The organism is Cochleicola gelatinilyticus (assembly GCF_001637325.1).
In the GTDB taxonomy this organism is placed as follows: domain Bacteria; phylum Bacteroidota; class Bacteroidia; order Flavobacteriales; family Flavobacteriaceae; genus Cochleicola; species Cochleicola gelatinilyticus.
This window is the reverse complement of record NZ_LRXL01000026.1, coordinates 224,072-250,505: the sequence shown is the minus strand read 5'-3', so window position 1 is coordinate 250,505 and position 26,434 is coordinate 224,072. Positions and strand designations below refer to the sequence as shown.

The window sequence follows — 26,434 nt, the reverse complement described above, 5'->3', positions numbered from 1 at the left end:
TGGGTTTTAAACTAATACGTTAGGCATTTTTTGTTTTAAGGTTTCATATTGATTGTTAGATAGTTCCGATTGTAGCCAATAAGCAAGGTTTCGGAACTTGTTAGGCCAGGGGCCTTTTGCAATACCGGTATATCTTTCCTCTCCAAATTCATTACTTATTAAGGCGTAATCTTTGGCCGTTTTATCTTCTAGGACCGCATATATCGTAGAAACATCGGTACCCACTATATTCATGGCATTTAATAACCTTGAAGCTGCGATCTTTGCTTGATTTTTAGTAATGGTGCCGCCTATTTGTACGGTATTATCGGCATTGGTTGTTCCCATATTGCCACTTCCAGCATCAGGATCGTTTTCAACTTGAACAGCATTACTAATTCCTTTAACCGTTTTATATAACATATAGCCACCAACGGCAATTCCTAATAAAATCAAAAGTTCTTTTGAATTATTAGAAGCAAATTCAGCTGTTTTTTTTACAGCTTGATTTTTCGATGGTATTTTGTTGGCAATTGATTTCATGTTAATTGATAAATTTTAAAAGGTTTCTTAACTTAGGATCTTTAAGGGCTTTTTGTAATTTTTGCAATTCTTGGGTATTTGCATTCTCTTGAAGCGCTTTTAATGCTTCAAAACGCTTGCTTTCGTCCATTGCTCCATTATCGCTAGTAATAGTTAGTGTCTTAGCCATTGTGATCTACTTTTTTTAAAATTGGTTCGGAAAGTAAACTTTCTACTACTTCAATTTTTGAAGTTTCATTATTATTATACCACTTTAAAACTTCCATGAGTTTCGCGCAATATTCATCCGGTACTGTTTCTATAGACTGAATTAATATTTTTTGTACTGGTGATAAATGCTGTGTGTTTTGATTTTGGGCTGGATTGGCAGCTTGTAACCCGCCATTTCTTCCGGCTAGTACTTTATTTATTAAATCCATTGCTATCGATGGATTTTCAGCTAAACCGTTTAACATGGTAGCGGCAGCACCCGGTTGGGTTTTTTTCTCAATTTCGTAATCTTGACAGATTTTCCGGTACTTCTTTTTACTAGATTTTTGCCGTTCTATTTCAGCTTTTAACTCTTGTATTTCTGTATCCTTTTTCTTTACTTCGTCGATGGCGGTTTGTCCTCTAAAAACATCCATTGCGTTTAATCCCATCGAAGCCATAAGGCCCGTTGAAGGTGTTTGTGGGTCTTGTAACGCTGGTTTTGGTGTTGCTGCAGCACCCTCTAAAAGAACGGTAATCACCGGGGAAGGATTTTTAATACCGCTGCCATTTTTGATGTACGGAAATAATTGTACTTTTTTTATTCCACGACTTTTAAGGGAATTTAAGTATTGGGAAATATCGCCATTATATTTTTCATCCAAATTTTTCTGAAAAATATAACCGTCGATAAATTGTTCTGTAGCGCAATTCATTACCCTAAACAACTGTAAAGAGTTGTTTTTTAAGGCAATTGCTAAATTTTCAAGTTCTTTTTTTTGCATTACTAGGGGGGATTAGTTGCATTTTTTTGGTTCATCGATCATTACATAATTCATCGCAATACGGCTTTTGCCGGTGCCCTCGAAACGTAATGAGATACTTCCTGTAATAGCAACTCCCTGGGGGCCAAACTCAAAAAACCCTTTTGGTTCTACTTCTTGATCGTTAATAAAAACAGAAGTAGTACCAATATTGTTTAGAGTAGGAGTAACCCATTTTTTCATTTCGATAGTGTTATTCTTATCGGTGAAAAAACGTGTGTTAAATTTGCCTGTAGGGAATGCCATAATTTAATTTTTAACAGTGATCTGTTGTTGCGCTGTAGTTTTCTTTGCTATAAGCATCATCATCGTAAAACAAAATAACTTTTGCTTTAAATTTTTCGCCTTGGGGGATTGCATCACCTACACTAATGCGTACAGTAATATCACCAGGATTAGTAATTTTTACCGGTACTACTTTATCGCTAAATCCACTATTAGTAGAAGTTTCTGTAATCGATAAATCAAGTGGCCGCATCATTTCGGTTGCTCCATCTAGTATAGATACATCGCCGTGATTTCCTTCTACTAATGGGGTAATATTTCTAGTAGCAATACCGAACACATCTTTTCGTGAAGGAATTGAAATTCGGGCTTCCCCAACTCGTTCACCTTCTAATATTGCAACGATCGCCTGTTCGTGTTTTGGATTTTTCATGTTTTCTTATAAAGGATTAAAAAAAGCCTTGCCTAACTATTTTAAGACAAGGCTTTTCAACTTAACTAACTAACTCAACTTATTTTTTGATAGTTCGGTGGCCCGCCATTCTTAATTCTGCATAAGAATAGTTTGTGGTTTCACCAGCTGGCATGGCTACCCCTCTTGGAAACTTAAAACTTACGGTAAAATCTGTATCATCTGTAATGTATAATAATGATCCTACGAAAGTAAAATTATCATGTTCTGTGCTTCCACTATCTTTATTGTGAAAACTTGCAACCGGCATATTAAGTACAACACGCCCATTTTGTCTGATTTCAAGTTCTGCATTTCTAAGTGCATTGGGAAGTGCCGAATTGTAGGCAACATCGCCAACCTTATTAACGGCATCTTTAGAATACCTAATGGAAAGTCCATTAAAAATAAAAGCCTCATTGCTCGCTAATCGGCCTTTGTCGATGTTTGAAATACCTTGCGCCTTATCGGTGGTGTTATTTATGAATTCATAAATTCCCGATGCTGCGCTAATATCACCTCGAGCGTATAACTCATAAGGTTGTACGGTTACACTTTCCGGGTTCTCTTTAAGTTCTTTCGATAAACTTGCCGAAAGCACGTTCATTGGTACTAAAATAGTTGTTAGAAATGCCCATACAACTAAGTGTCCTGCTAAATTTTTCATCTTTTTTGTTTTTGATAAAATTGATTAATAATTAAAAATTGTTTGTTGCCCTTTTTTATCGGTTAGGCTCCGGCAAATTCGTAAGTAGTATCGATAATTTCTTCACCGTTAGTGGCTCCATTCCATACCACCGCTTCTAGGGTTTTACTACCATAGGAAGCATTTAACTGTGCTTGTGCTGGATATTGAGTTTGGTTGCATCCGCAGCCGTTTAATCCCATAGCATCATTAATGAAGTTTTCTACGGCTCCATCGTCTGCCTTTCTTGAAAGGTTTTCGGCTGCATACGTATCGATTAGATCTCCGGCTTGTTCACTTGCCATTCCAACGCAACCAGCAATAACAAGATCTTTATTTTTACCGGTGTAAGCTGCTGCTAGTCCAAGTGACAATAAAGCGATACCACCCTTTACATATTCGGGCTTTGTCGTTGGTAATTGTCTTTGAGTTAAACCGGCTGCACCTCTCGATGCACGTTTTCCGGCTTCGAATGCTGCAAATTGAAGGGCAGCTCTTTTTACCGTTTTTTCACTAGGTTTTTTAAATTTCATCTTTTTAAAGATTTAAGGGTTATAAATAATTATAGCAATTGGTTACTGCTGCCAGCACTTCAATAGTTATTTTTTAAGTAGTAGCCATAATCCTATTCCTATGGCTCCAAATTTTAATAATTTTGATTTATTTTTTTCTTCTGAAACTACCTCGTTAGTAGGGGTATTTGAAGGAGTATTTCCAGGATCAACCGTATTAGGATTAATTGGCGGTGTTTCTATTGTTGTTTGAGTTGGTACTTTTGGCGTATTATTTCCTGTAGTTGTTTGTATAGGAACTATAGGCGGGGTGTAAATGGTTGGATTTGGAATAGTTTCTATATCGCCTTTTATTGGCCCTGTTCCCGATCCACCTTTAACCGGTCCTTGATTGTTGTTATTGTTTAAAATATCTGTGTTTAATCCAGGAGTATTAGTTTCTATAATATCGGGCGGTGTTCCCCCTGTTGGTGAATTGTTTGATTTACTTACAACCTTGTAACCGGTTGCTGTTGCTTCCGAAATACCATTCCAATTAAGAAAATCGGTTCCTATTCTTTTATATGAAATCGGGTTAAATTGATACTCTACCAATTCTAAATTTGCATTTTTTAATCTAATTATTTCCTCATAGGTTCCTAACAGCACTCTTAGTGATTCAGCAATTGTAGAAACCTTTTCTTGATTCATTAAATTTTCATTTTCATTCTGACTTTTTAAAAGCTGAAATTCATAATATGCTTTTAAGGCATAGATCTCTTTTATCTTATCATTAAATTTTGGTATTAATGAGGATAAAACTATCTCGGGAGTATTTTTATCAAGTATATTAATAGCAATATAAAATGTTAAAGGCTCTAATACATTTAATAACCAAATACTAAAAGTTCGTTGAAGGTGTTCTGGTAGAGTTTCACCACCTCTAGCAGAAAAAGCGTCTATGAAATCCATAATAATTGACGTAACAAGAAAGTTATCAAGAGTTTCACGAATATTTTTCCATAGACTTCGAAAACTAAATTTACCAAGTCCGTGTTGGTTATATGTAGCTTGATTTTGCATTATGAAAGTCTTTTTTGAGTGGTTTTTTTATTCTTGTTATAGTACCAAGTACCAGCAATTAACCCTACAATTAAAAGAGGATTTAGTGATGCTTTATTAACCTTACTATTAGCCCCTACAGTAGTAAATTGATGTTTAGGGTTTTGCGGCTTTGTAGGTCCATTATTAGTATTCCCGCCTGTATTTTGTGGGTTTGAAGTACCAGGGTTATTAGATCCGGTTGTTGGCTGGTTAATTACATCTGTTGATAATCCACCGGTTTGAGGGGGAACGGCAATAGGTACAGGCGAAACAACGCTATACACCGGTATTGAAACTCCTGTTATGCTTCCGTGAGGGTATAAACTACCATTATGATACCCCGAAGGCAACGGAATTGAATAGCTAGATAAATTTGTATCGGTTATTTTTGATATACTACCATTATTTTCGTTTAGCAATCGGGTAACTGCATCCATGATAGTATCTCGATACCCTTTCATAGCGGCTAATCCAGCTACGTTTCCTTTTCGAGTACAGGAAGCTAAATCGTTATTCGTACTCCCAAATTCTCTATGCTTAATATATAAAGTGGTTAATTTTATGAAATTATTAACCGATTGTGTTGTGATTTGATTAGTAAGACCCGATGCTTTAAAAAAAGCGGGGGCATCGATCGCAACTTCTTCTTTACTTTTTTTAGGGTTGTTACTAGCACCCCAGCACGTAAGATCCCAACCATTACCAAGTACAGCACCAATAGTGCTATTGAAAAAATCTCCTTTTAATAGATCTCCAGCAATTTGGGTAATTTCTTCCCCCAATTGTTCTTCCAGGTCACCTTCGCCGTTAAGCCCCGAACGTTGGCGCGTAGGGGCTTCTTTTGCTTTACGGCTGGCTAAGTATAAAGGGCTTTTAAAAGGGCGTGGTAATTCGTTTTTTGGGTTGTAGGTATAGGGGAAAATTTGTTTTTCAATTTGAAATCCTTCTTTTAATATTTTGAAATAGGGATCTATTCCGCGATTAAAAAAAGTAGTTGCATAATTACGCGCTGCGCAAATCATTTTTGGGTGTACGCCTACATCTTTTAAGAAGGAAAGAAAGTTTTCGAATGCTTCTTTTACATCGGTTTTAACCGGTTGCGATCTTCCGTAAAAATCTGTGTTTTGGCTGATTGTAGTAGATCCAGCTGCGGCAAGTCCAATGTGTTGCATAGGTATATCGTATTTATCAATATAATCGGGTTCAGTATTAATTCGTTTCGTTGCATCGATCACTAGGTGGCCTTTGTTTAAATCTCCGGTTGCCTGGTTGTTTGGTACTACGATATATACATGTGTGAACTGATTGGGAAGCATCCCCGGTTGTTTGATCTTTCTAATTAGGAATTTTATTCCCAATGATCGAAGTATGCAACCGGCAAAAATGGAATAACTTTTACAGTCGATCCCATTTTTACGATCGTGCCAAGAACATGCGGGGCTTCTTAATTGCTGATCGCTGCCGTCTGCTTTGTACTGAATATTCCAATACAGAAAATCATAAATAGATTTTACGGTTTGTGGTAGCGTTCTTTTGTTTAGAACCGAAGCAACTTTTTTAGTTTGTTGGTGGTATTTATCAATGTATTCTTTAATTAGATCCATTGAATAATACGTATCTCCATTACTTAATATGGTTGCTTTGCACGTACTTGAAGGAAATAGGGAATTAAATTTTTTACCATCCTTAATTGGTCGGTATAACATTAAATCGATAGTTCCTTTCGCACTCATACAGAATTTTAATGAACGTTTAGGCTGTAAATATGCGAAAGGGAAATAGTATCGTTTAACGATACCTTACTGTAAAAGAATACAGTTGAGGGTAGTTAACAATAAAATGTTATAAACTACTTTAAGAGAAGAAAGCGAACTTTAAAAATCCCGGTTGCAACTAGATATGCAACCGGGATATATATTATTTTATTTTAGTAACAGTCATTTCAATAAGGTATTGATGATCCCGGTAACGTTCTTTTTTTACCACTTTTGAAATTACAGTATGTCCTTCCTTATTTTCAGAAAGTATGTCGATTAACTCATTTTTAGTGTTTAGAAGGCTACTCATGGGCTTTTTGATTAATTTTATAATACCCAGGGGCAGTTCCTAATTCATTAACTATAAACAGTATGTGTTTTTCATTTAATATACGTATTCGAAGGGAAGATTGAACCGAACTATTTTTATTAACGTGTATAATTGCTGCACGGATTACCTGCCGTACTAGTTCCGAAGATAATTGATTGTACATCGTAAATATTTTAGATTTGGGTGCAATCTTAGGAACCGTTTTAAGCTGCGGGGTTGGGGATTGGTTTTCCATTTTATATATGTTCTTTGTTTGAAATTTCTTTATTTGCCACTAGATCATTAAAAACCGATAACTGTATTCTAAGGGATCTTTGCCATATAACTACCGTACAACCGGACTTATTAAAAATCTTGGGTTTTTTGTTGCTCAAATGGTGAAATAAGGTGCCTTGTTTGTACAACCGGCGGCGGTCGCTATAAAATTCACGTTTCAATACATAAACTTTTAATAGCCAATAGAGGAAATTAAGATCGTTTCTAAAAAATACAATCATCCCGATTGCCGGAATCAAAAACAATAAAAAAGGGTTGTACCAAATTGAAAATATTGCGAAAATAGCAAATACCAGGATCACAATTTTATTGAGCGTAACCATGTTACGTATGGCCCACTTTTTTAATTTTGATGGTTCACTTTGTTTTTTATAGGGTATGGTAAGTGCTGTTCGATTTTTTGCTTTTGCTTTTAATAGCTGGGCGGCAAATTGCTTTTTTTGTTTTGCTGCAGCACCTTTATTTTTTAGGTTGCTGGATCTTGTTTGGGTATGGGTTTTCATAAAGGGGTATTTATTTGAATTAGACAATCTTTTATTTTTAAGGCAACTATTTCAACAATATCTGTCGTAACTGCATTGCCCATTAATTTATATCGCTGGGTATTGGGAATTTCTTTCTCTTGATTACTTTGAAATTTAATTAGCGCGCTCTCGTACATTTTTTGAAATAGATCTGGGTGTGTGAATCGTTTCCTTTTTCGTAGGTAGTTTTCTATCCATTTTGGTAAAAACAGGCCTTTTTTCGTCCAATCGTCCGGGAATCCTTGTAAGCGTTCCCATTCAATATTCGTAAGCCTTCTAATTTGTTTATTTTGATATACAGCTTGTTGCGGGTCGGTGTCGAGGGTGTGGGTTTTTCCCTTTCCTACTTCACCTCTCCGGGTTTTACTTTTGAGCGCCTTTAAGTTTAAACTATCACCGTTTTCAAGTTCCTTTGTTTGGGTAATCATAATACCATGATGATCCTGGCAGTTTAAAGTAAATGAAGGTTCCCCAGCTTCTTTAAATCTTCGACCGTTTTGCCTTTTGATCTTTCGATCGATTGTTAAGACCGGTTGTATTTTTATTACTGGTTGATTATTTCCATCCTTACGTACTCTCGCACTAAGGGAAGGAGAAAGATCACTTTGAATTTTTCTAAAATCTGTACCTTTAGAAAATGTTCTAAGTACTCCAGTTTCAATTGTTGTCATGTCTGAATTCAGCCCACCACTATTTCCACCCCCGGAAAGGCAACCGGCTTTTTTAGGCACTGATATGTACGTATCATCCTTTTTTAAATTATCATTTCCCTTTAGGCATTGACAATTTTCGGCTTGTGGTTGTCTTTGGATCTTGTTTCTAAATAATCGATCATTTTTTGAGATAGGAAATACTCCGGGGAAACTTGCTCCTGTAAGATGTCCAATAAGGTAAATTCGCTCTCTATTTTGGGGTAATACCCAATCTGTGTTAAGCAATTGCCATTCAAGTCGATAACCCCCAAGGTTGGTAAACTCTCGCAATATTGCTTGAAAATCCCTTCCCTCGTTGCTACTGAATGCCCCTTTAACGTTTTCCCACACAAAAATACTTGGTCTTTTTTCAGAAATGAGCCGAATTGCTTCCCCGATAAGACTAGATTTTTCGCCGTCAAGGCCGGCACGGTTTCCAGCAATGCTAAAGTCTTGGCAAGGGCTTCCGAAGGTGATAATATCAATTCTTGGTAATTGGTTTCCTCTAATATGTTTAACTGATCCGGCATAGGTTGCTTTTTTAAAATTATATTTATAGTTTGCAATGGCATGTTTGTCTATTTCAGAGAAAAACACATTGTTGAAGGTGAAACCGGCTTTTAAAAAACCTTGAAGAAAACCTCCAGCACCGCTAAATAATTCAAGTAAATTTAGATCTTTATTATGCATCATTCCCCCAATTTCTTACCGATGAAATACTTACTACCTTTTGATTTAATTCATTCTTAATTATTTCGTAGGCATTGCGTTTAAAATCATCTTTGGTTTCAGTAATGTTATATAATAGTGCGCGTTGAAATATAATTGCATGGTGTACTTCTAATTTAAAAGAATGCGTTTCGGCTGGCGATCTTTTTTCTAGCTGCTTGTTAAAATGGCGTACAAGTTCGGCGGCGATCGATGCTGTAATTTGTTTATCTTCCGATATCTTTTTATGACTGTTTTGTACGGATTCGGAAACTATTAATTCGAAATCCAAAAAATTTAGCATTACGTCCGGAAGCAATTGCAACCGGGAATGCGATAGCTTAATTTTAATAACTGTTGTATTCATAGTGTAAAATCTAAATCTGCGATTAATTGTCCTCTCTCGTAAAAATGTACCTTTCTTACTGCGTGACGAAGGGCGTTCTTTTGCAACCGGGTTACCATTTTCTTAATTATTTGTAGATCATCTTTGCGATTGTCTTTATAGAAACTGTACCACACAGGATTGTTACCATCTACTTTGTACTGATCCCATCCAGGAAGTAAAAGAATTACCATTTTTAGGCGGCTACATCGACTGCATACACCATTGTTTTTACTTCCACATTCACATTTGTTAGCATGTGCCATGTTATGAGGACCTTAAAATTTTACAATCCTTATACATTCGTTTCATTCGCACAACGAATTTTTTTGCTTCCTTCGGACATTTAAAATTGTGGGATCTGTTTACCGGTTGCGCTCCTGGATAACCGGGGGTGTAATTGAGTTCTACTTTCATTTTTATTTAGTTATTTAGTTATTTAGTTATTCGCATATATTAAAAACACTTTTACATTCTGTACTTTCATATCCAAATTCCTCCAATAGACTAAATTGAATATTTTTATCGGTGATATATTTAACTACATCGCCTATTGTACAAATCGATTTACCACTTTTGGTATCAAAACCACTATGGTATCTCTGCGGAATGTAATCGGGAGAAAAGAAAGTACCTTCAACATAATATTCAGCTTTTTTAATTTTTTCTATCGTATCGGGAAATTCTGTGATTATCAATTGTATTTCATCATGCCGGGCATTTTTACAAGGAAAACAGCCAACTCTTGAAGCACCCCTAAAATAAAGAGGGTTAATTTTATAATCTCGATCTAAACAATAGTATATAACGTCCTCTGCGCTACTATTAAAGAATGGCCTGTGTATATCATCTGAATATTTTTCACACCACTTAAAAACATCTTTTTTACGATAGGTGAAAAATTTTTCGTCATTGTGACCTAACAATAAACGATCTATTGCTTTGCGTTCTTTTTTCTTCTGTTTATCTGTAATAGGTGGTTTTTTAAAAAATTCTTCTAACACTATCATATTGCTTGTATAAGGCTGGAAATAATATTTAAAGTATCTGCATTCTTCATTCATTTGAGCGCGTTTTTTACTTTCGTCACTTCTTATACCTTGAAAAATCATAACATTTTCATCCAGCGATAAAACGTAATCGATCATCGGTACAACTTTTAATTCTATAGTGCAAAAACCAACCTGGCTACTCGGAAAACGCTTTTTCTTTTTACATAAATCAACAAATCCATCATATTTATTACTTGATAATACTTTGAATTTTACACCACTTTTTTCGACTGTATAACTTAAGTGATTGTAAGTAAGTTCATGCTCCCATTTTGTATCACAAAAAACTGCTTCAATGTTTTCAACCCCAAATTTTTCAATGCAATATAGTAGGGTAGCCTGGCTATCTTTACCCCCCGAAATTGGTACTATTAATTTCATAATTATTTTATTAAGTTTTTCAAATTAAGTTCGTTCATACGTGATGGTAGTTGGTCCTGTTGTTTCTTCGGAAGCTGTTTTGTGACGTACTCGGTTAATTGTTCCAGGGAATACGTTTTATTGAAATATTTTCGAATAGCCCGATCTAGTTTTTCGTTTTCTTTTTTATCCTGGATTAGTGCTTCTTTTTTGGCGGCAGCTTGAAACGCTTTCTTTTTGCGCGCTGCGGAATTGTCTTGCTGGCGTTTAAGTTCTTTGGTCCAAAATTTTTCGGTGTATTTCCAAGCTACATCGCAAGGAAGATCATTCAGCGGATCGAAATAATCGCTGGCATATCGTACCGCTTTCCAATTTCGTTTGTTAAACCAAGAAACCGCACGGCGCAATCGGTACCGAAATTCCATTAGTTTGCTATAACAATCTGATTTTGAAGTTACTTTGCCTGTAAATCGAAGGCACCCAAATTGTTTATCGATGTGCTTAATAGCTAAGCCCCAACTTCCGGCACCCGCTTGATCGTAGCGGTTAAGCTGGGCGGCACTACGTATAAAATCTTGGATGACTATTTCTCTAAAATCCTCGGAATCAATACCCGGGCTACGTTCCATCTTGCGAAGATCTTCGGTTGCAATCGGTGTGTAATAATTATAAACTCCCTGGGAAAGTTTGCCAGCAAGATCGAAACGGTTATCTATTTGGTTTAACCATTTTTCTGTTAATTGATCATGCACCGTATTTTCTGCGGGTACTGCAGCAGCTGATACCCCTATTTTTGAAATGAGTGCACCGCTAGTTTCAATTTTCGCGGCCCGGTTTGCTTTTTTTGCACGGAAGGCATCTACTGCCTTTGGATGAATAGGAATTTTTTCGCCTGGTTTGGTGTTAAAATTTTGCGCCGGTGAATTTTTTTCGCCCTCTTGCGTTTGGGTGACCTTGTAATATTTTAAATTGGAAAGTAAATTCGAAGAATTTTCCTTATCTCGGGAATGTTTGTTAACATTCCCTTTAATTTCTAATTTATCTTTAAAGGATCTAGTATCTACTTTGGTATGCGGTAAAACATTCCTTTCGTCAGAATTAATAAATTGATTTTCAGCGTTTTGAGTTTTTGGGGTATATCCTTCAAAAACGACTAAAATTTTAGGGTTTATAGCAAATTTAACAGGGCGTGAAGTACCCCTGTACTCTTTTTCAATAAGCACCCCGGCCTGTTCTAAACGTTCCCTATGGTTGCGTATGGTTTTGCCGCAAAGATCCAAATTAAGCGTTCCTTTACGTTGTTGGCAAGATATTTCATAAGGATTAATAGACATCTTAGGAAGGGTAGTAGGGGTTGTTTTGCCTATTTGCCGGAAGATCTTAACTTGCGCTTGTAATTGCACCGTAAAACCGTGAAGAAACGCTTCAAATACTTGTAACGATAAGGGTTTAACGGTTTGAAAAGGCAGCTTTTTTATATATAGACCATGCGTATCGTTAAAATTTTCAACTTCCTTATTGTAGGCATTGTTTTTATAGTGATGGTATTTGCTAGTGAATAATTTTAGGAGCAAAATTTTATTTTCTGTTACCGGGTTTTTTTCAATAAACTTTTCAACATTTTTATTGTAGTGCCGTATATCTTTATTGATTGCCTTTAATTGATCGTTGTATGCAGCTACGTATTTGCGGTAATTGTCTAAAGTAGCTTTGTGGGCTTCTTTTGTAATAACAGGATGTGCAAACGTGTTGGGTGAAGCTACCGATCGAGTAACATTTTTTTTAAGGGTATCTTCAAGATTAATAGCTATTTTTAAATGCGGGGGGAAGCTGTTTTGTGAGTTGCTTTGTGGTTGCATTTTTTAAAGTATTTCCGGTTGTACTACATTAATTTTTATTGCGCGGGCGGTCTGCGATGGTCCTAATAGAAATACAGACAACCTTCTTAGTAGCTGTTTAATTCGAGTATCGTAGTAACTTGATAATTGCCTTTTTTGGGATAGGGAGTATTTTTCTGCTGGTGCAGCTTCCAAGGCTTCTTTTTGATTAAAAAGTTTATTTAACGCCTGTTCTGTTTGCGTTTGATTAATAGATACGTTGTTGATACTAGCAACTTGGCTCCTTGCCATTAGTTGCATTGCGTTATTCCTGTTGCTTTCCTTTAAATGTTTCATGGTTTTAATTTTAAAATGGTACATCTGCGTATTTATCCACCTCGTGATATTTTTTAACATTGGCACGAAGTGACATAATTTGAATATTGTCTATGGAATATCCTTTCGAATTATCGATGCGATCGATACTTGCAGCGCGGCCCCTAAATCCTTTGGTAATTATATACCCGGTTTCTTTGCATAGTTGCCTAAATTCATCGAGGGTAATACTGAATGATTTTCCGCGAGTTTTTGCGTTGTGCTTCATTTGGTGGTATCGAGCATGTACAGGATCTAAAACCCTTCTTTTTCTCTTATAATGAGTATGGCAAAGCCCGCCCTTTCGGTCGCATGGTTCATTATAACAACCATAAGCGCAACAATAGGTACCTATTTCCTTTTTGGATTCGCTAATCGAAAACGGTATTTTGGGTGTGTTTTTTTTCATAATAAAAAATACCCCCAGGCATAGAACTAAATCAATAGCCTATTGCAAGGGGGTACACGCAAATGCTTGCGGTTTGGGTGCTTTAGTAATATTTAATTGTCGTAGAACAGTTTGGTACACGGCTTCATCGGTGGCGTGTTCGGGTTTAAGTGTAACCTTTTTTGCACGCTTTTTAGCCGGTTGCGGCCGGTTGGCTTCCGCACTCTTAATTTTAGCGCGGATTGCCTTCCGATCCTCTGCGGGGAGTTCAAAATATAAGGTTAAAAATAAATCTGCTTTAGACATTGATTTAATTTTGTACCTTTGATAGCGTAAGGGTGTGGTAACTCTTACAGACTACAAAGGCGATTATTCGTTTTTGTGGTAATTGTTATAAACAATACCCCGGCGTTGGCGCGCCGGGTTTCTTTTTTTTAGCGGGCAAAAGAAAACCGCAACCGTGGGGATTTAATCCGGTTGCGGGCTTCAATAAACAACTCACGTAAAAAATTATTTTTTTGGCTTGGTTGGTTTTTAAATTCTTTCCATAACTGCATTACAGTTAGTTTGTTAGCGTTAATACAAGTGCTTCCAGGCTTAATAATTTCGAAGGTTTCTAAAAATTGGTAAAACTCTTGAAACTCATAAAATGAAACATTGCTTGCAATCGGGGTATAATTAGCCGAAATATTTTCTAAAAATGTAGAAAAAAACAACGCTCTAGTGCGGTTATCTACTAACATTTTACCTACTAAACTACTGTGATTCAACTGTTTCATATTTTGGCATGTTTTTAGCATAGCTTTCTTTAACAACTTAATTAACTTTCTTTTATGAACTCTCAATTTAACTTACAACCGACCCGGTTGCAGCACAATTCTCCGTTACACCTGGTACACTTTTTTGATCCTCGTTTTCATCTTCATTTTCTGCCATAATAATTTTCCAAGCTTCTTTTGCATAGGGGTACGCTTTATTATAAATTAAGGAGTTTACCTTTCCAGCAGACATTCCCTCGATCTCTGATGCAACAATATCACAAGCCTTTTTAACTTTCGTTCCGCTGTCTTTAAGTTCGTTAAAACGTCTTATTGCTTTGGCTGCGGTGTCGATATAATATTGTTGTAAAGTATTTGCCATTTTGTTAACTTGTTAAGACAAACGTACAACAAAACATAACAAATACAAAAAAAACTAACAATTTTTCGACGAAATACTTCATGAAAAATCATATTTCACACAATATCAAATACTTGTGCGAACAAGAAAAACTAACTCAAAATGAATTTGGACAACGAATTGATGTCGGAAGAAGTGTTGTTGGACAATGGATTACAGAAAGAACTTTACCTAAAATTGATGCTATTCAAAGAATAGGCGTTGAATTTAACCTTTCATTAGATGATTTTATTAATAAAAGACTTGATGATGTAGAGCGTGGCATTAATGCGTTTCAAGAAGATAGTGCAACCTATGGAAATCCAATATTACAGGACCTTCTTAAATCGAAAGACCAACAAATAAAAGATAAAACTTTAATTATTAAAATGCTTGAAGATGAAGTTACCCGGTTGCGCGGTGATGTGCCTTCAAGTAAATCCCGAACCGCTTAAAAATAGTATGGCGTTCCCGTAGAAGGTATTTACGTAGTGCCAACATTAATAGTTTTCAATAACTTAACACATATACTTAAAAATGAAACACATTTACACAATCATCGCTTTTACATTAGTATTACAATCATGTGGCGGCATCGCTGCTGGTATGGCAAATCGAATATATATAGATACTCCTAATGATAAATATGTTGCAAAAAAAATTAATGAATTAAAGCCTTTGTTTTTAACCGAAGAACAAACTCAACAAGCCGAATCGTTGTACTTAGAAGAAATTGAAGATCTTAAAGAAAATGCTTATCGTGAAAAGAAAAAGGAAATTTCTAATTCCGGTTCCTTGGATTTTATACAATATCGTTGGTTAAAATCTGAACTTCTTTTACGCAACCTTTTAACTGAAAGACAACTTGAAGTTTATATAGCACCCACGGGTATGTCTAACTATTCAGAAAAGCGTATAAATCGGGAGCGAAAGAAATTAGAGAAAATGGGATATGAAGTTCCAAACTAAAGCACCTGCAAACGCCCCTAGAATATAATCTTTTCGGGTGTTTATCAATTATCAATATATTGTTTTACAGGCTTTTATAAAATTAGCAGCGTTCAATTTAGGCTCATAACCCGAAGGTCACTGGTTCGAGTCCAGTTCCCGCTACTAAGCAGAGCAAGGCTTTCGAGAAATCGGAAGCCTTTTTTTATGCCTTGGGTACAACATAGGTACAACATTTCACAGTTTTCCTGTCCCTAATTCATAACGACGCTATTCGGCATCAAATGAATATAAAAAACATTCTTTAAGCCTTCTTACCATAGCACTTATAACTTCTAATAAAGAAAAACAGCATTTGCTTACCCTTCATTAGCAAGACAAATAAATGTTAATCTCAGTGATAATGGTTAAATATTTGTAATTTTGCATTAAATGAAGCAATTTTTTCACAAATCAATGGCAATATTTATGGCAGCCGTAGTTCTTATGACTACGATGTCATTTACTATTGATATGCATTATTGTGGAGATTCATTGGTAGATTTTTCCTTTGTTCAGAAAGTAAAAACTTGTGGAATGGAAAAAGCTCAGGCTACAACCAGTTGTGAGAACCCAACCCTTTCAGAAAAAACGTGTTGTACGGATAAGCAAGTCATTAAAGAAGGAAAGGATGATTTAAAAGTTTCATTTGACCAACTTACCTTAGAGCAACAAGTCTTTGTTGCCTCATTTACCTATTCGTATTTAAGTCTTTTTGAAGGAACTGAATCTAAAGATGTTCCTTTCTTAGATTACCCGCCCCCCTTTGTCAAACGGGATGTGCAAGTGCTGCACCAGACTTTTTTAATTTGATTTATTAGACTTTTGAAACAAAGCCCAACAGTTACGCTGTAGTGGGCTAAATCTCGTGTACGGTATTTTAAGCTGTGCACAATTCCAATTATCTAATAATCATATCGTATGCTAAATAAAAGCATAAAATTTTTCATAGAAAATAAACTTATTGCCATTCTACTACTCGCCCTTTTAGTGGGTTGGGGAGTGGTTAATGCACCCTTTAATTGGAAAACTGGTATTTTAGCAACTGATCCAGTAGCCGTGGACGCCATCCCCGATATTGGCGAAAACCAACAAATTGTTTTCACCAAATGGCAAGGGCGTTCACCGCAAGACATTGAAGACCAGATTACCTATCCACTCACAACTTCATTGTTGGGAATTCCTGGTGTCAAGACCATCCGAAGCTCTTCAATGTTCGGTTTTTCCAGTATCTACATCATTTTTGAAGAAGATGTAGAATTCTATTGGTCGCGTAGCCGTATTCTTGAAAAACTCAATTCACTTCCTGCAAATCTATTGCCCGATGGTGTAAACCCTGCTTTGGGTCCGGATGCTACGGGATTGGGCCAAATTTTTTGGTACACCCTGGAAGGTCGAGACAAAGATGCCAACGTAACTGGCGGTTGGGATTTACAGGAATTGCGTAGCATACAGGATTATTATGTGAAATACGGATTGTCTTCGGCAAGCGGTGTTTCTGAAGTGGCATCTATTGGTGGGTATGTCCAGGAATACCAAGTGGATGTTGACCCTGAGAAAATGCGGCAGTACAACATCGGATTAAGTGAAATTGTAAAGGCGGTCAAGGAAAGCAACCAAGACATTGGAGCACAGACGTTGGAAATCAATCAAGCTGAATATTTGGTTCGTGGTTTGGGATATGTGAAATCTGTCGCCGATATCGAAGACGCGGTAGTCGCTTCTGAAAACTTCACTTCTATCCGAATCAAGGACATCGCTAATGTTCATCTTGGACCACAGACCCGTCGCGGTATTTTAGATAAAGAAGGTGCCGAAGTGGTAGGCGGCGTTGTGGTAGCTCGCTATGGTGCAAATCCATTGGAAGTCATCAATAATGTAAAAGATCAAATCGCCGAATTAGCATCCGGACTACCCACAAAAACCTTGGCAGATGGCCGTATTTCACAAGTGACTATCGTTCCCTTTTACGATCGCACACAACTTATTCAGGAAACACTTCACACGCTCAATGAAGCCCTTACACTTGAAATCCTAATTACCATTTTGGTCATCATCGTAATGGTGTTTAACCTACGCGCATCTATTCTAATCTCTGGCTTGTTGCCTGTTGCCGTTTTAATGGTTTTCATAACGATGAAGCTTTTTAATGTAGATGCCAACATTGTTGCCTTGTCAGGAATTGCAATTGCTATCGGTACGATGGTAGACGTGGGCGTCATACTCGCCGAAAATATGATTCGGCATCTGGAAGATGAAAAATTACGCTTTGGCGAAAGCGGAATAGAATACACTACAAACGAAATTATTTACAACGCAACTGCGGAAGTTTCTGGTGCAATCTTGACCGCTGTACTCACGACGATTATCAGTTTTCTACCTGTGTTTACTATGATAGGTGCTGAAGGAAAATTATTTCGACCACTCGCATTTACAAAAACAATGGCACTTTCTGCATCGCTTGTAATCGCGCTATTTTTAATACCGCCATTTGCCGCGTTTCTTTTCAGAAAAACAAACATTCGCCAGCGATCTAAACTGCTTTTGAATGGTCTTTTAATCGCACTCGGCATCACTGCACTTGTATTTGGGTACTGGCTTGGGTTGATTTTGATAGCTTTTGGATGTAGTGGTTTATTCTTTTCGCTTAAAGCGAAAAAGGAATACAACCATACCATTGCTGGCTACAGGCTCAACATCAATCAAAATGTAGTAAATATCATCATTTCCTGTATTGCTATCGTCGTGCTGTTAGCCGAATACTGGCGACCACTTGGTTTTGACCGTAGTATTCTAATGAATTTGATTTTTGTAGCGATTATCTGCTTTGGACTGCTTGGTGTATTTACAGTTTTCCGAAGATATTATGACAGCATTTTACGCTGGGCGCTTCAAAACCGATTGCTGTTTCTAATAGTTCCAACCACGGTGCTAATTTTAGGTGTGGTCATAATGCGTAACACAGGGAAGGAATTTATGCCAGCACTTAATGAAGGTTCATTTCTTTTGATGCCCACATCCTTACCGCACGCAGGTGTCGAAGAAAACAAGCGTGTACTGCAACAGCTCGATATGGCTGTGGCGAGCATACCAGAAATTGAAACGGTAGTTGGGAAAGCGGGTAGAACGGAATCTGCTCTTGACCCTGCGCCACTATCGATGTATGAAAATGTGATTCAGTACAAGTCTGAATATATGCGTAATGAGAATGGCGAGAGACAACGCTACCAGGTAAACGATGATGGTCTATTTGTTCTGAAAGATGACAAGTTCATTATCAACCCCAATAATGAAATTGACGACCGTGCTAATTATGAAGCGTCACAACTCAAAACAAATGCAACACGCAATGATTTGATTGAAGATAATGATGGCGAATATTATCGAAACTGGCGACCGGAAATCAGTAGTCCTGATGATATCTGGAATGAAATCGTAAAAGTGACCAAGTTTCCAGGCGTGACTTCTGCGCCCAAGTTGCAGCCCATCGAAACGCGACTCGTGATGCTACAAACAGGTATGCGCGCACCTATGGGAATTAAGGTCAAAGGTCCGGATTTAAAAACCATAGAAAACTTTGGACTTCAACTGGAAGATATTTTAAAGCAAGCCGAAGGTGTTAAAGAACAAGCCGTTTTTGCAGACCGAATTGTGGGTAAGCCTTATTTGTTGATTGACATTAAACGAGACCAGTTGGCACGCTATGGGATTTCCATTATGGATGTTCAGGAAGTGCTTCAGGTTGCTGTGGGCGGTATGCCACTTACCCAAACAGTAGAAGGACGTGAGCGCTATGGTGTGCGTGTACGCTATCCACGTGAATTGCGAGCAAATCCTGAAGACTTAAAAAGTATCTATGTGCCTGTATCAACTGGTAGTCCGGTTCCTTTGGGCGAATTGGTAGATATACGATATGAGCAAGGTCCACAGGTCATTAAGAGTGAAGATACCTTCTTGATTGGCTACGTGCTGTTTGATAAGCTCGATGGCTTTGCCGAAGTAGATGTGGTGGAAAATGCCCAAGCGCTCATTCAACAGAAAATCGATAATGGCGATTTGGTCGTGCCACAAGGAATCAGTTACCGGTTTACGGGAACGTACGAAAATCAATTGAGAGCAGAAAAAACGTTATCGGTAGTTGTGCCGCTTTGTTTGCTGGTCATTTTCTTGATTTTGTATTTCCAGTTCAGGTCTGTTTCTACGTCGCTTATGGTTTTTACTGCCATCGCTGTAGCCTTTGCAGGTGGTTTTATAATGATTTGGTTATACGGACAGGATTGGTTTTTCAATTTTAGCTTTTTTGGCGAGAACTTGCGGGATTTGTTCAATATGAAAACCATCAATTTAAGTGTGGCCGTTTGGGTCGGTTTTATTGCCCTTTTCGGTATTGCGACTGATGATGGTGTTGTAATGGCAACCTATTTAGACCAATCATTTAAAAGCAACGAGCCAGACAGTAAAAAAGGCATACGTCTCGCCACATTAGAAGCCGCAGGAAAAAGAATACGTCCTTGCTTGATGACCACCGTGACCACAGTTTTGGCATTGTTGCCAGTACTCACATCTACAGGAAAAGGAAGCGACATTATGATACCGATGGCCATCCCCATTTTTGGCGGAATGATAATCGACGTCACATCTTATTTCCTTTTACCAGTTCTATATAGCTGGAAAAAAGAATACCAACTTAAAAGAGCAAACAAATGAAAAATATTAAAATCATAATCTGTCTTTTGTTTGTTTCCGCTGAAGTTTATGCTGAGCGAAGACAAAGTGCGAAAGCCCATCTGAACGCACTACTAATAATGAGCATTGGACTGATTTCAATCAGCGGGCAGGCGCAACAACTACAAAGCTATATTGAAGAAGCCGTAAGTAACAATCCAGAAATTCAGGCTTTTGAACTACGCTACAATATTGCCGAAGAAAAGGTCAATGAAGCAAACTGGCTACCTAATACCGAAATAAGCGCAGGCTATTTTGTAAGTGAGCCAGAAACAAGGGTGGGCGCACAAAGAGCACGGATAGGTGTAAAACAGATGTTGCCCTGGTTTGGTACCGTTACCGCACGTGAAAACTATGCGACTTCAATGGCCGAAGCTGAATATGTGGAAATCACAATCGCCAAACGAAAACTAGCGCTCTCTGTAGCACAATCCTATTATCGATTGTATGAAACAAGAGCAAAGCAACTGGTACTCGACGAGAACATTCAACTATTAAAAACCTATGAGCGACTTGCCCTGACCTCGGTAGAAGTAGGCAAGGCATCTGCGGTAGATGTATTGCGGTTGCAAATTCGTCAAAATGAATTGCAGCAGCAAAAAGAAGTATTGGAAGAGGAATTTAGCGCAGAACAAACAACCTTCAATAATCTTCTCAATCGGGATGAAAATAGGACGGTTGATTTAGTCGCAGTAATGGAAATTCCAGAGAATGACCCCATATACGGAAAAGACGCACTATCGCTAAATCCTGAATTGCTCAAATACGATAAGCTCTACGAATCCATAGCTAAATCAGAATTGCTCAACCAACGTGAAAACTTACCTATGATAGGCTTTGGAATAGATTATCTCCCTGTAAGCGAGCGTACCGATATGAACCCAATAGACAACGGAAAAGACGTGGTGATGCCTATGGTTTCGGTTTCAATACCCATTTTTAATAATAGGTACAAGTCTATTACAAAGCAAAATAACCTACGCCAACAAGGAATAGAAATGCAAAAAAAACAACGAATAAATGTATTGGAATCCGCTTTTGCGAAAGCAATATCACAACGCAATCAGGCTCGAATTAAATTTAGAACACAATCGAAGAACTTAAAACAAGCCAAGGATGCAGAAGAGATTCTAATAAAGAATTATGAAACAGGAACGATAGATTTTAATGATGTGCTCGATATACAGGAATTGCAATTAAAATTTCAAATAAACCAGATTCAATCGGTGCATTTGTACTATAATCAGCAGTCAGTTATTAATTATTTAATCAAATAACAATGAAACATACCTATCACATACAAGGAATGACCTGCAACGGTTGCCGAAATCACGTTGAGCAAACACTTTCTAAAGTGGAAGGTGTGATTAACGCTTCGGTTAATTTAGAGAAAGAAGAGGCGACCATCGAAATGGAATCTCATATCCCTATCGAAACATTTCAGAAAGCATTGAAAGAAGATGGCGGTTCATACAGTATTCACAAACCAGGCGAGCATCATCATAAAGATGATTCCGCTTCCGCGAAAAAGCAAAAACCTAATGGCAAAGGAACAGGAATCTTCTACTGTCCAATGCATTGTGAAGGCGACAAAACCTACGACAAGCCAGGAGATTGCCCAGTATGCGGAATGGATTTAGTCGAAGAACAAAATTTGTCAGCAACGACTTCAGAACAATGGACGTGCCCAATGCACCCAGAAATTGTCAAAGAGGAACCTGGAGCTTGTCCCATTTGCGGAATGGATTTGGTACCGATGGAACCTGATTTATCTACAGAAGAGAAGACCTATAAGAATTTGCTCAAGAAATTTTGGATAGCAGTAGCCTTTACGCTTCCTATTTTCCTAATCGCTATGAGCGAAATGATTCCCAACAATCCGCTATACGATGTAATGGAACAGAAATGGTGGAACTGGATTCAATTTGGGCTTTCCATTCCAGTAGTGTTTTATGCTACTTGGATGTTCTTTGAACGTGCTTATCGAAGTATTAAAACCTGGAATCTCAATATGTTTACACTAATCGGTATAGGTGCAGGCGTGGCTTGGCTCTTTAGTGTTTTCGGGATGTTGTTTCCAGACTTTTTTCCTGCGCAATTTAAAACGGAATCAGGAGCAGTCCACGTGTATTTTGAAGCCGCTACCGTAATTCTCACATTGGTTTTAATGGGGCAGGTTTTAGAAGCACGGGCACATAGCAAAACTAATTCCGCAGTCAAAGAATTATTAAAGCTCGCACCTAACAAAGCTATTAAAGTAGTGAACGGGAATGAAGAAGAAGTCTCCATCGATCAAATTAAAAAAGGGGACTTGCTACGAGTAAAACCTGGAGATAAAATTCCTGTGGATGGCAAAATTACCGAAGGCGAAACTACCGTAGATGAGTCAATGATTTCGGGAGAGCCTATCCCAGTTAATAAAACTATAGATGATAAAGTACGTAGCGGTACCATTAACGGTAATCAATCTTTCTTGATGGAAACCGAAAAAGTAGGTAGCGATACTCTTCTTTCACAAATCATACAGATGGTAAATGATGCTAGTCGTAGTCGTGCCCCTATTCAGAAATTGGCCGATACGGTTTCAGGCTATTTTGTACCTGTTGTAGTTATTATTTCATTAATCACATTTGCAGTATGGGCAATATGGGGTCCAGAACCAGCTTATGTGTATGCTTTGGTAAATGCCATTGCCGTATTGATTATAGCATGTCCTTGTGCCTTAGGGCTAGCTACACCTATGTCTGTGATGGTAGGCGTTGGTAAAGGCGCCCAAAATGGAGTGCTTATAAAGAAAGCAGAGGCGCTTGAAAAAATGAATAAGGTAGACACACTCATCATAGATAAAACAGGAACCATTACCGAAGGAAAACCAACAGTTGAAAAAATTGGTGTTTTTGGAGCGCAATTTAGTGAAAGCGAAATTATTCATTATATCGCATCCCTTAATAATTCTAGCGAGCATCCCCTTGCCGAAGCTACCGTGAAATATGGAAAGGAGCAGAAGGTCGAAATATCAAAGACCGAAAACTTTAGTGCAGTAACGGGTAAAGGCGTAGAAGGAACGGTCGATGGTAAGAAGCTCAATTTGGGAAATGCCAAAATGATGAAGTATGCAAATGCCAAGCTGTCCTCTGAAATGGAGAGCGAAGCACAATCCTTTCAGAAACAGGGAAAAACGGTTTCCTACTTATCCATTGATGGCGAAGTTTCAGGCTATGTGGTTATTAGCGATAAAATAAAAGAAACGAGTGCCAAGGCAATTAAAGAGTTACAGGACAAAGGCATCGAAGTAATAATGCTTACAGGAGATAATCACGAAACTGCTCAGGCAGTAGCGAGTGAACTCAACCTTACCGATTTTAAAGCGGGAATGTTACCTGAAAACAAGCTGGAGGAGGTTAAAAAACTACAAGAACAAGGTCACGTAGTTGCAATGGCGGGGGACGGTATAAACGACGCGCCAGCTCTGGCAAAAAGTGATGTGGGGATTGCAATGGGTACAGGAACCGATGTCGCTATTGAAAGTGCGATGATAACACTGATTAATGGCGATTTGCACGGCATAGTTAAAGCGAGAAATTTAAGCCATAAAGTGATGCAGAACATCAAACAAAATCTATTTTTTGCACTGGTATATAACACCCTAGGAGTGCCCATCGCTGCAGGGGTGCTGTTCCCGTTTTTCGGAATTTTATTATCGCCCATGATCGCTGCTTTGGCAATGAGTTTTAGTTCGGTTTCTGTAATTGCAAACGCACTAAGACTCAGAACAAAATCTATTGATTAATAATTTAAAATTCAAAAAAAGATGAACTCAAATGAAACTAATCACAACAAAATGAAAAAAGGAAATTACTCTAAGTTCGTAGGAATGCTCGCAGCATCCTTCGTCGCCATGTACATTACAATGTACCTAAATACCTATGCGTGGGACCACGTATGGTTTAGTCTAACGCGTTTTTATATGGTCTGTTTAGGGATTGCAGCAATGGCCATTATCATGTTTGTAGCCATGCGCGGGATGTATCAAAATAAAAAGAAGAATATCGCCATTGTTTTAGGAAGTATACTACTATTTGTAGGAGCTTTGGGTCTCGTACGTAATCAAAAAGCAACTGTGGGCGATGTGCTCTGGATGAAAGCAATGATCCCGCATCACTCTATCGCTATATTAACCAGCGAGCGCGCCGATATTCAAGATCCCGAAGTAAAGCAATTGGCTGAAGATATTATAAAAGCACAACGAAGAGAGATTGAAGAAATGAAGCAAATGATAGAACGATTGGAAAATAGTAAATAATTGCATTAGGGCGCTCGGGCGGGCTTTTCGCTATATCTTTTTTGTGCAGAAAAGCACTAAAAAGGATGCCGCTGCAATCCCTAGCGCACATCGTGCATACAATTAAACTTTAGTAGTTATGAACAAGAATATTTTATACATAGCAATCGCAGTAACTGTGGGTTTAGCGGCAGGCTGGCTCATTTTTGGAAGTTCTGGCAATGATGCCAATACCAACAAAGATGGAGCTAACACGACCAACTCTCACAACCACTCAGATAAGTCGGAAAACCAAATGTGGACCTGCTCCATGCACCCACAGATTATGCAATCAGAAGCTGGCGATTGTCCTATATGTGGTATGGATTTGATCCCAGCCGAATCTAGTGCAGATGGTCTTGCCATGAATGAGATTAAAATGACAGAGAACGCGATGGCACTGGCCAACATTCAAACTACTATTGTGGGTAATGGTACTATGTTAGAAGATGATGGACAGATTTCACTTTCGGGCAAAATCGCCACCAACGAAGAAAACAATGCGGTCCAAGCAAGTTATTTTGATGGGCGTATTGAGCGCTTACATGTGAATTATGAAGGACAAAAAGTAAATCGTGGTCAATCACTGGCCACCATTTATGCGCCAAATTTGGTCGCTGCACAACAAGAATTGCTCACGACAGCTTCTTTAAAAGAATCGCAGCCAGCATTGTATAAAGCAGTGCGAAATAAATTAAAAAATTGGAAGCTTTCCGATAGCCAGATTGATGCCATAGAATCCTCTGGAAACGTGCGCGATAATTTCCCTGTATATGCCACTGTCTCAGGTACTGTTTCAGAAGTGATGGCACATGAAGGTGATTATGTGAAACAAGGTCAGCCCATTTTGAAAGTAAGCAATTTGAATTCGGTTTGGGCAGAATTTGATGCTTATGAAAACCAAATTTCAAATTTAAATGTAGGTCAAAAAATAAAAGTAGTAACCAATGCGTATGCCAATAAAGAATTTAATGCCATGGTTTCTTTTATTGACCCAATCTTAAATAATGCAACGAGAACGGTTACTGTAAGAGCAACACTTAAAAATACAGATGATCTCTTTAAACCAGGAATGTTTATTACAGGTAAAATTGATGGAGAATTAAAAAAGGATATTGAAATAATTTCTGTTCCTGCAACTGCCGTGATGTGGACAGGGGAACGTTCATTGGTTTATATTAAAACTCGGCCAACTGAACCAATTTTCGAAATGCGCGAAGTAACCATTGGTAACCGAAATGGCGAAATTTATACAATTACAGATGGCTTAAAAAATGGTGATGAGATCGTAACCAATGGCACATTCACAGTAGATGCTGCCGCACAACTACAAGGTAAAAAATCTATGATGAATCAAGGAGACAGTGGTGATTCTATGAAGCCAATATCTAAAATGGAACTGCCTGCCAGCGAGAGAGAAATGAAGTTTTCAGAGAATTTTCAAAATCAATTTAAGATGGCGCTCAAGCCTTATCTACAGATGAAGGATGCTTTAGTAATGAGCGATGCAAAGCAGGTTTCAACTTTTGCGAGAACGACATCAAAATCTTTAAAATCTATAGAAATAGACAGTCTTGAGCCCATGGTAAGGTCACTTATTAAGAAAAGCATTGAAAGTTTAGATATAATGATGGAGAATGGCGATCTCGAAAAACAACGGGAGCAATTTGTAACGGTAAATAAAAATTTAATTCCAATAGCAACCAAGATGAAAAGTATGCAACCCGTACTATATGTTCAGAAATGTCCTATGGCGAATAACAATAATGGTGCACTCTGGTTGAGTATTGAAAAAGAAATTCGCAATCCTTATTTTGGGGATGACATGCTTACCTGTGGTAGTGTGATCGAGGAGGTAAAGTAAAATAGCTCTGTATCACACAGAACGGTATTCTTGCTGATGGACCTACCCAACTATAAATTTTGAACTAAGGGTAGGGGAACATACAACTACGTAAATAATGAAATTAATGAGACATAACTAGTAATTAGACAGTCCTATCTAAAATTAGAGTGGGTTTATACTCGAGAATTAGATTAGGATGGAGGTAGAGATATTAGCGACTAATACCATGATATTAAGTGCT

General features: G+C 37.8%; 30 protein-coding genes. 8 read left to right on the top strand and 22 right to left on the bottom strand.

The window, feature by feature from the left end; all coding sequences use genetic code 11:
* Positions 1 to 6 precede the first annotated feature (6 nt).
* The 22 genes from ULVI_RS03100 to ULVI_RS03005 all read right to left on the bottom strand — a co-directional run bounded on the left by ULVI_RS03100 (position 7) and on the right by ULVI_RS03005 (position 14,296).
* Entirely contained in the window at positions 7 to 522 is a 516-nt protein-coding gene (locus tag ULVI_RS03100; RefSeq protein WP_068589675.1) for a hypothetical protein, read from the bottom strand.
* Between the two features lies 1 nt (position 523).
* Entirely contained in the window at positions 524 to 691 is a 168-nt protein-coding gene (locus ULVI_RS15395; protein ID WP_157632559.1) for a hypothetical protein, read from the bottom strand.
* Positions 684 to 1,496, bottom strand: coding sequence for a hypothetical protein (locus tag ULVI_RS03095; RefSeq protein ID WP_068589673.1), 813 nt, complete (start codon positions 1,494 to 1,496; stop codon positions 684 to 686). The genes ULVI_RS15395 and ULVI_RS03095 overlap by 8 nt, the downstream gene beginning before the upstream one ends.
* 12 nt (positions 1,497 to 1,508) lie before the next feature.
* Entirely contained in the window at positions 1,509 to 1,781 is a 273-nt protein-coding gene (locus tag ULVI_RS03090) for a hypothetical protein (protein WP_068589671.1), read from the bottom strand.
* A 10-nt stretch (positions 1,782 to 1,791) separates the two neighbouring features.
* A complete protein-coding gene (locus ULVI_RS03085) occupies positions 1,792 to 2,193 on the bottom strand; it encodes a hypothetical protein (RefSeq protein WP_068589669.1) in 402 nt (133 codons plus the stop codon).
* 79 nt (positions 2,194 to 2,272) lie between these two features.
* Positions 2,273 to 2,878, bottom strand: a complete 606-nt coding sequence (locus ULVI_RS03080; RefSeq protein ID WP_068589668.1) for a hypothetical protein — start codon at positions 2,876 to 2,878, stop codon at positions 2,273 to 2,275.
* 62 nt (positions 2,879 to 2,940) lie between these two features.
* The gene (locus ULVI_RS03075; RefSeq protein ID WP_068589666.1) at positions 2,941 to 3,429 is read right to left on the bottom strand and encodes a hypothetical protein; all 489 of its coding nucleotides are present in this window, start codon (positions 3,427 to 3,429) and stop codon (positions 2,941 to 2,943) included.
* Between the two features lie 66 nt (positions 3,430 to 3,495).
* Positions 3,496 to 4,470 (bottom strand): hypothetical protein, encoded by a 975-nt coding sequence (locus ULVI_RS03070; protein ID WP_068589664.1) that lies wholly within the window; start codon positions 4,468 to 4,470, stop codon positions 3,496 to 3,498.
* Entirely contained in the window at positions 4,470 to 6,224 is a 1,755-nt protein-coding gene (locus ULVI_RS03065) for a hypothetical protein (RefSeq protein WP_068589662.1), read from the bottom strand. Before ULVI_RS03065 ends, ULVI_RS03070 begins: the two co-directional genes overlap by 1 nt.
* A 184-nt stretch (positions 6,225 to 6,408) precedes the next feature.
* Positions 6,409 to 6,558, bottom strand: coding sequence for a hypothetical protein (locus ULVI_RS15390; protein ID WP_157632558.1), 150 nt, complete (start codon positions 6,556 to 6,558; stop codon positions 6,409 to 6,411).
* Positions 6,551 to 6,814 (bottom strand): hypothetical protein, encoded by a 264-nt coding sequence (locus tag ULVI_RS03060; RefSeq protein ID WP_068589661.1) that lies wholly within the window; start codon positions 6,812 to 6,814, stop codon positions 6,551 to 6,553. Before ULVI_RS03060 ends, ULVI_RS15390 begins: the two co-directional genes overlap by 8 nt.
* 1 nt (position 6,815) lies before the next feature.
* Complete coding sequence (locus tag ULVI_RS03055) at positions 6,816 to 7,358, bottom strand: hypothetical protein (protein WP_068589660.1); 543 nt, start codon at positions 7,356 to 7,358, stop codon at positions 6,816 to 6,818.
* Positions 7,355 to 8,764 (bottom strand): DNA (cytosine-5-)-methyltransferase, encoded by a 1,410-nt coding sequence (gene dcm, locus ULVI_RS03050; RefSeq protein WP_068589658.1) that lies wholly within the window; start codon positions 8,762 to 8,764, stop codon positions 7,355 to 7,357. Before dcm ends, ULVI_RS03055 begins: the two co-directional genes overlap by 4 nt.
* Complete coding sequence (locus ULVI_RS03045) at positions 8,754 to 9,146, bottom strand: hypothetical protein (protein ID WP_068589657.1); 393 nt, start codon at positions 9,144 to 9,146, stop codon at positions 8,754 to 8,756. Before ULVI_RS03045 ends, dcm begins: the two co-directional genes overlap by 11 nt.
* Positions 9,143 to 9,358 carry a hypothetical protein gene (locus ULVI_RS03040; protein ID WP_197463474.1) on the bottom strand — a complete coding sequence of 72 codons (216 nt, stop codon included), beginning with the start codon at positions 9,356 to 9,358 and terminating at the stop codon, positions 9,143 to 9,145. Before ULVI_RS03040 ends, ULVI_RS03045 begins: the two co-directional genes overlap by 4 nt.
* Positions 9,359 to 9,607: 249 nt before the next feature.
* The gene (locus tag ULVI_RS03035) at positions 9,608 to 10,597 is read right to left on the bottom strand and encodes a phosphoadenosine phosphosulfate reductase domain-containing protein (protein ID WP_068589654.1); all 990 of its coding nucleotides are present in this window, start codon (positions 10,595 to 10,597) and stop codon (positions 9,608 to 9,610) included.
* Positions 10,598 to 10,599: 2 nt separating this feature from the next.
* Positions 10,600 to 12,435: a hypothetical protein gene (locus ULVI_RS03030; RefSeq protein WP_068589652.1), complete on the bottom strand. Its 1,836-nt coding sequence runs from the start codon at positions 12,433 to 12,435 to the stop codon at positions 10,600 to 10,602.
* Between the two features lie 3 nt (positions 12,436 to 12,438).
* Positions 12,439 to 12,750: a hypothetical protein gene (locus ULVI_RS03025; protein ID WP_157632557.1), complete on the bottom strand. Its 312-nt coding sequence runs from the start codon at positions 12,748 to 12,750 to the stop codon at positions 12,439 to 12,441.
* 10 nt (positions 12,751 to 12,760) lie between these two features.
* Positions 12,761 to 13,177, bottom strand: a complete 417-nt coding sequence (locus ULVI_RS15385; protein ID WP_157632556.1) for a hypothetical protein — start codon at positions 13,175 to 13,177, stop codon at positions 12,761 to 12,763.
* 39 nt (positions 13,178 to 13,216) lie between these two features.
* A complete protein-coding gene (locus tag ULVI_RS03015) occupies positions 13,217 to 13,462 on the bottom strand; it encodes a hypothetical protein (protein ID WP_068589644.1) in 246 nt (81 codons plus the stop codon).
* 128 nt (positions 13,463 to 13,590) lie between these two features.
* Positions 13,591 to 13,971: a hypothetical protein gene (locus ULVI_RS03010; RefSeq protein WP_197463473.1), complete on the bottom strand. Its 381-nt coding sequence runs from the start codon at positions 13,969 to 13,971 to the stop codon at positions 13,591 to 13,593.
* Positions 13,972 to 14,002: 31 nt separating this feature from the next.
* Positions 14,003 to 14,296 carry a hypothetical protein gene (locus ULVI_RS03005; RefSeq protein ID WP_068589640.1) on the bottom strand — a complete coding sequence of 98 codons (294 nt, stop codon included), beginning with the start codon at positions 14,294 to 14,296 and terminating at the stop codon, positions 14,003 to 14,005.
* Between the two features lie 80 nt (positions 14,297 to 14,376).
* On the opposite strand from ULVI_RS03005, the gene ULVI_RS03000 reads away from it, so the two are divergent.
* From ULVI_RS03000 to ULVI_RS02965, 8 genes are all read left to right on the top strand, one after another.
* A complete protein-coding gene (locus tag ULVI_RS03000) occupies positions 14,377 to 14,769 on the top strand; it encodes a helix-turn-helix transcriptional regulator (RefSeq protein ID WP_068589638.1) in 393 nt (130 codons plus the stop codon).
* 82 nt (positions 14,770 to 14,851) lie between these two features.
* Positions 14,852 to 15,283, top strand: a complete 432-nt coding sequence (locus ULVI_RS02995; RefSeq protein WP_068589633.1) for a hypothetical protein — start codon at positions 14,852 to 14,854, stop codon at positions 15,281 to 15,283.
* 411 nt (positions 15,284 to 15,694) lie between these two features.
* Positions 15,695 to 16,114 (top strand): HYC_CC_PP family protein, encoded by a 420-nt coding sequence (locus tag ULVI_RS02990; RefSeq protein ID WP_068589631.1) that lies wholly within the window; start codon positions 15,695 to 15,697, stop codon positions 16,112 to 16,114.
* Positions 16,115 to 16,222: 108 nt separating this feature from the next.
* Positions 16,223 to 20,008: an efflux RND transporter permease subunit gene (locus ULVI_RS02985; protein WP_068589629.1), complete on the top strand. Its 3,786-nt coding sequence runs from the start codon at positions 16,223 to 16,225 to the stop codon at positions 20,006 to 20,008.
* Positions 20,009 to 20,106: 98 nt separating this feature from the next.
* Positions 20,107 to 21,303, top strand: a complete 1,197-nt coding sequence (locus ULVI_RS02980; RefSeq protein WP_068591335.1) for a TolC family protein — start codon at positions 20,107 to 20,109, stop codon at positions 21,301 to 21,303.
* A gap of 2 nt (positions 21,304 to 21,305) precedes the next feature.
* The gene (locus tag ULVI_RS02975) at positions 21,306 to 23,816 is read left to right on the top strand and encodes a heavy metal translocating P-type ATPase (RefSeq protein WP_068589627.1); all 2,511 of its coding nucleotides are present in this window, start codon (positions 21,306 to 21,308) and stop codon (positions 23,814 to 23,816) included.
* 21 nt (positions 23,817 to 23,837) lie between these two features.
* A complete protein-coding gene (locus tag ULVI_RS02970; protein ID WP_068589625.1) occupies positions 23,838 to 24,329 on the top strand; it encodes a DUF305 domain-containing protein in 492 nt (163 codons plus the stop codon).
* A gap of 118 nt (positions 24,330 to 24,447) precedes the next feature.
* Complete coding sequence (locus tag ULVI_RS02965) at positions 24,448 to 26,211, top strand: efflux RND transporter periplasmic adaptor subunit (protein WP_068589623.1); 1,764 nt, start codon at positions 24,448 to 24,450, stop codon at positions 26,209 to 26,211.
* Positions 26,212 to 26,434 lie beyond the last annotated feature (223 nt).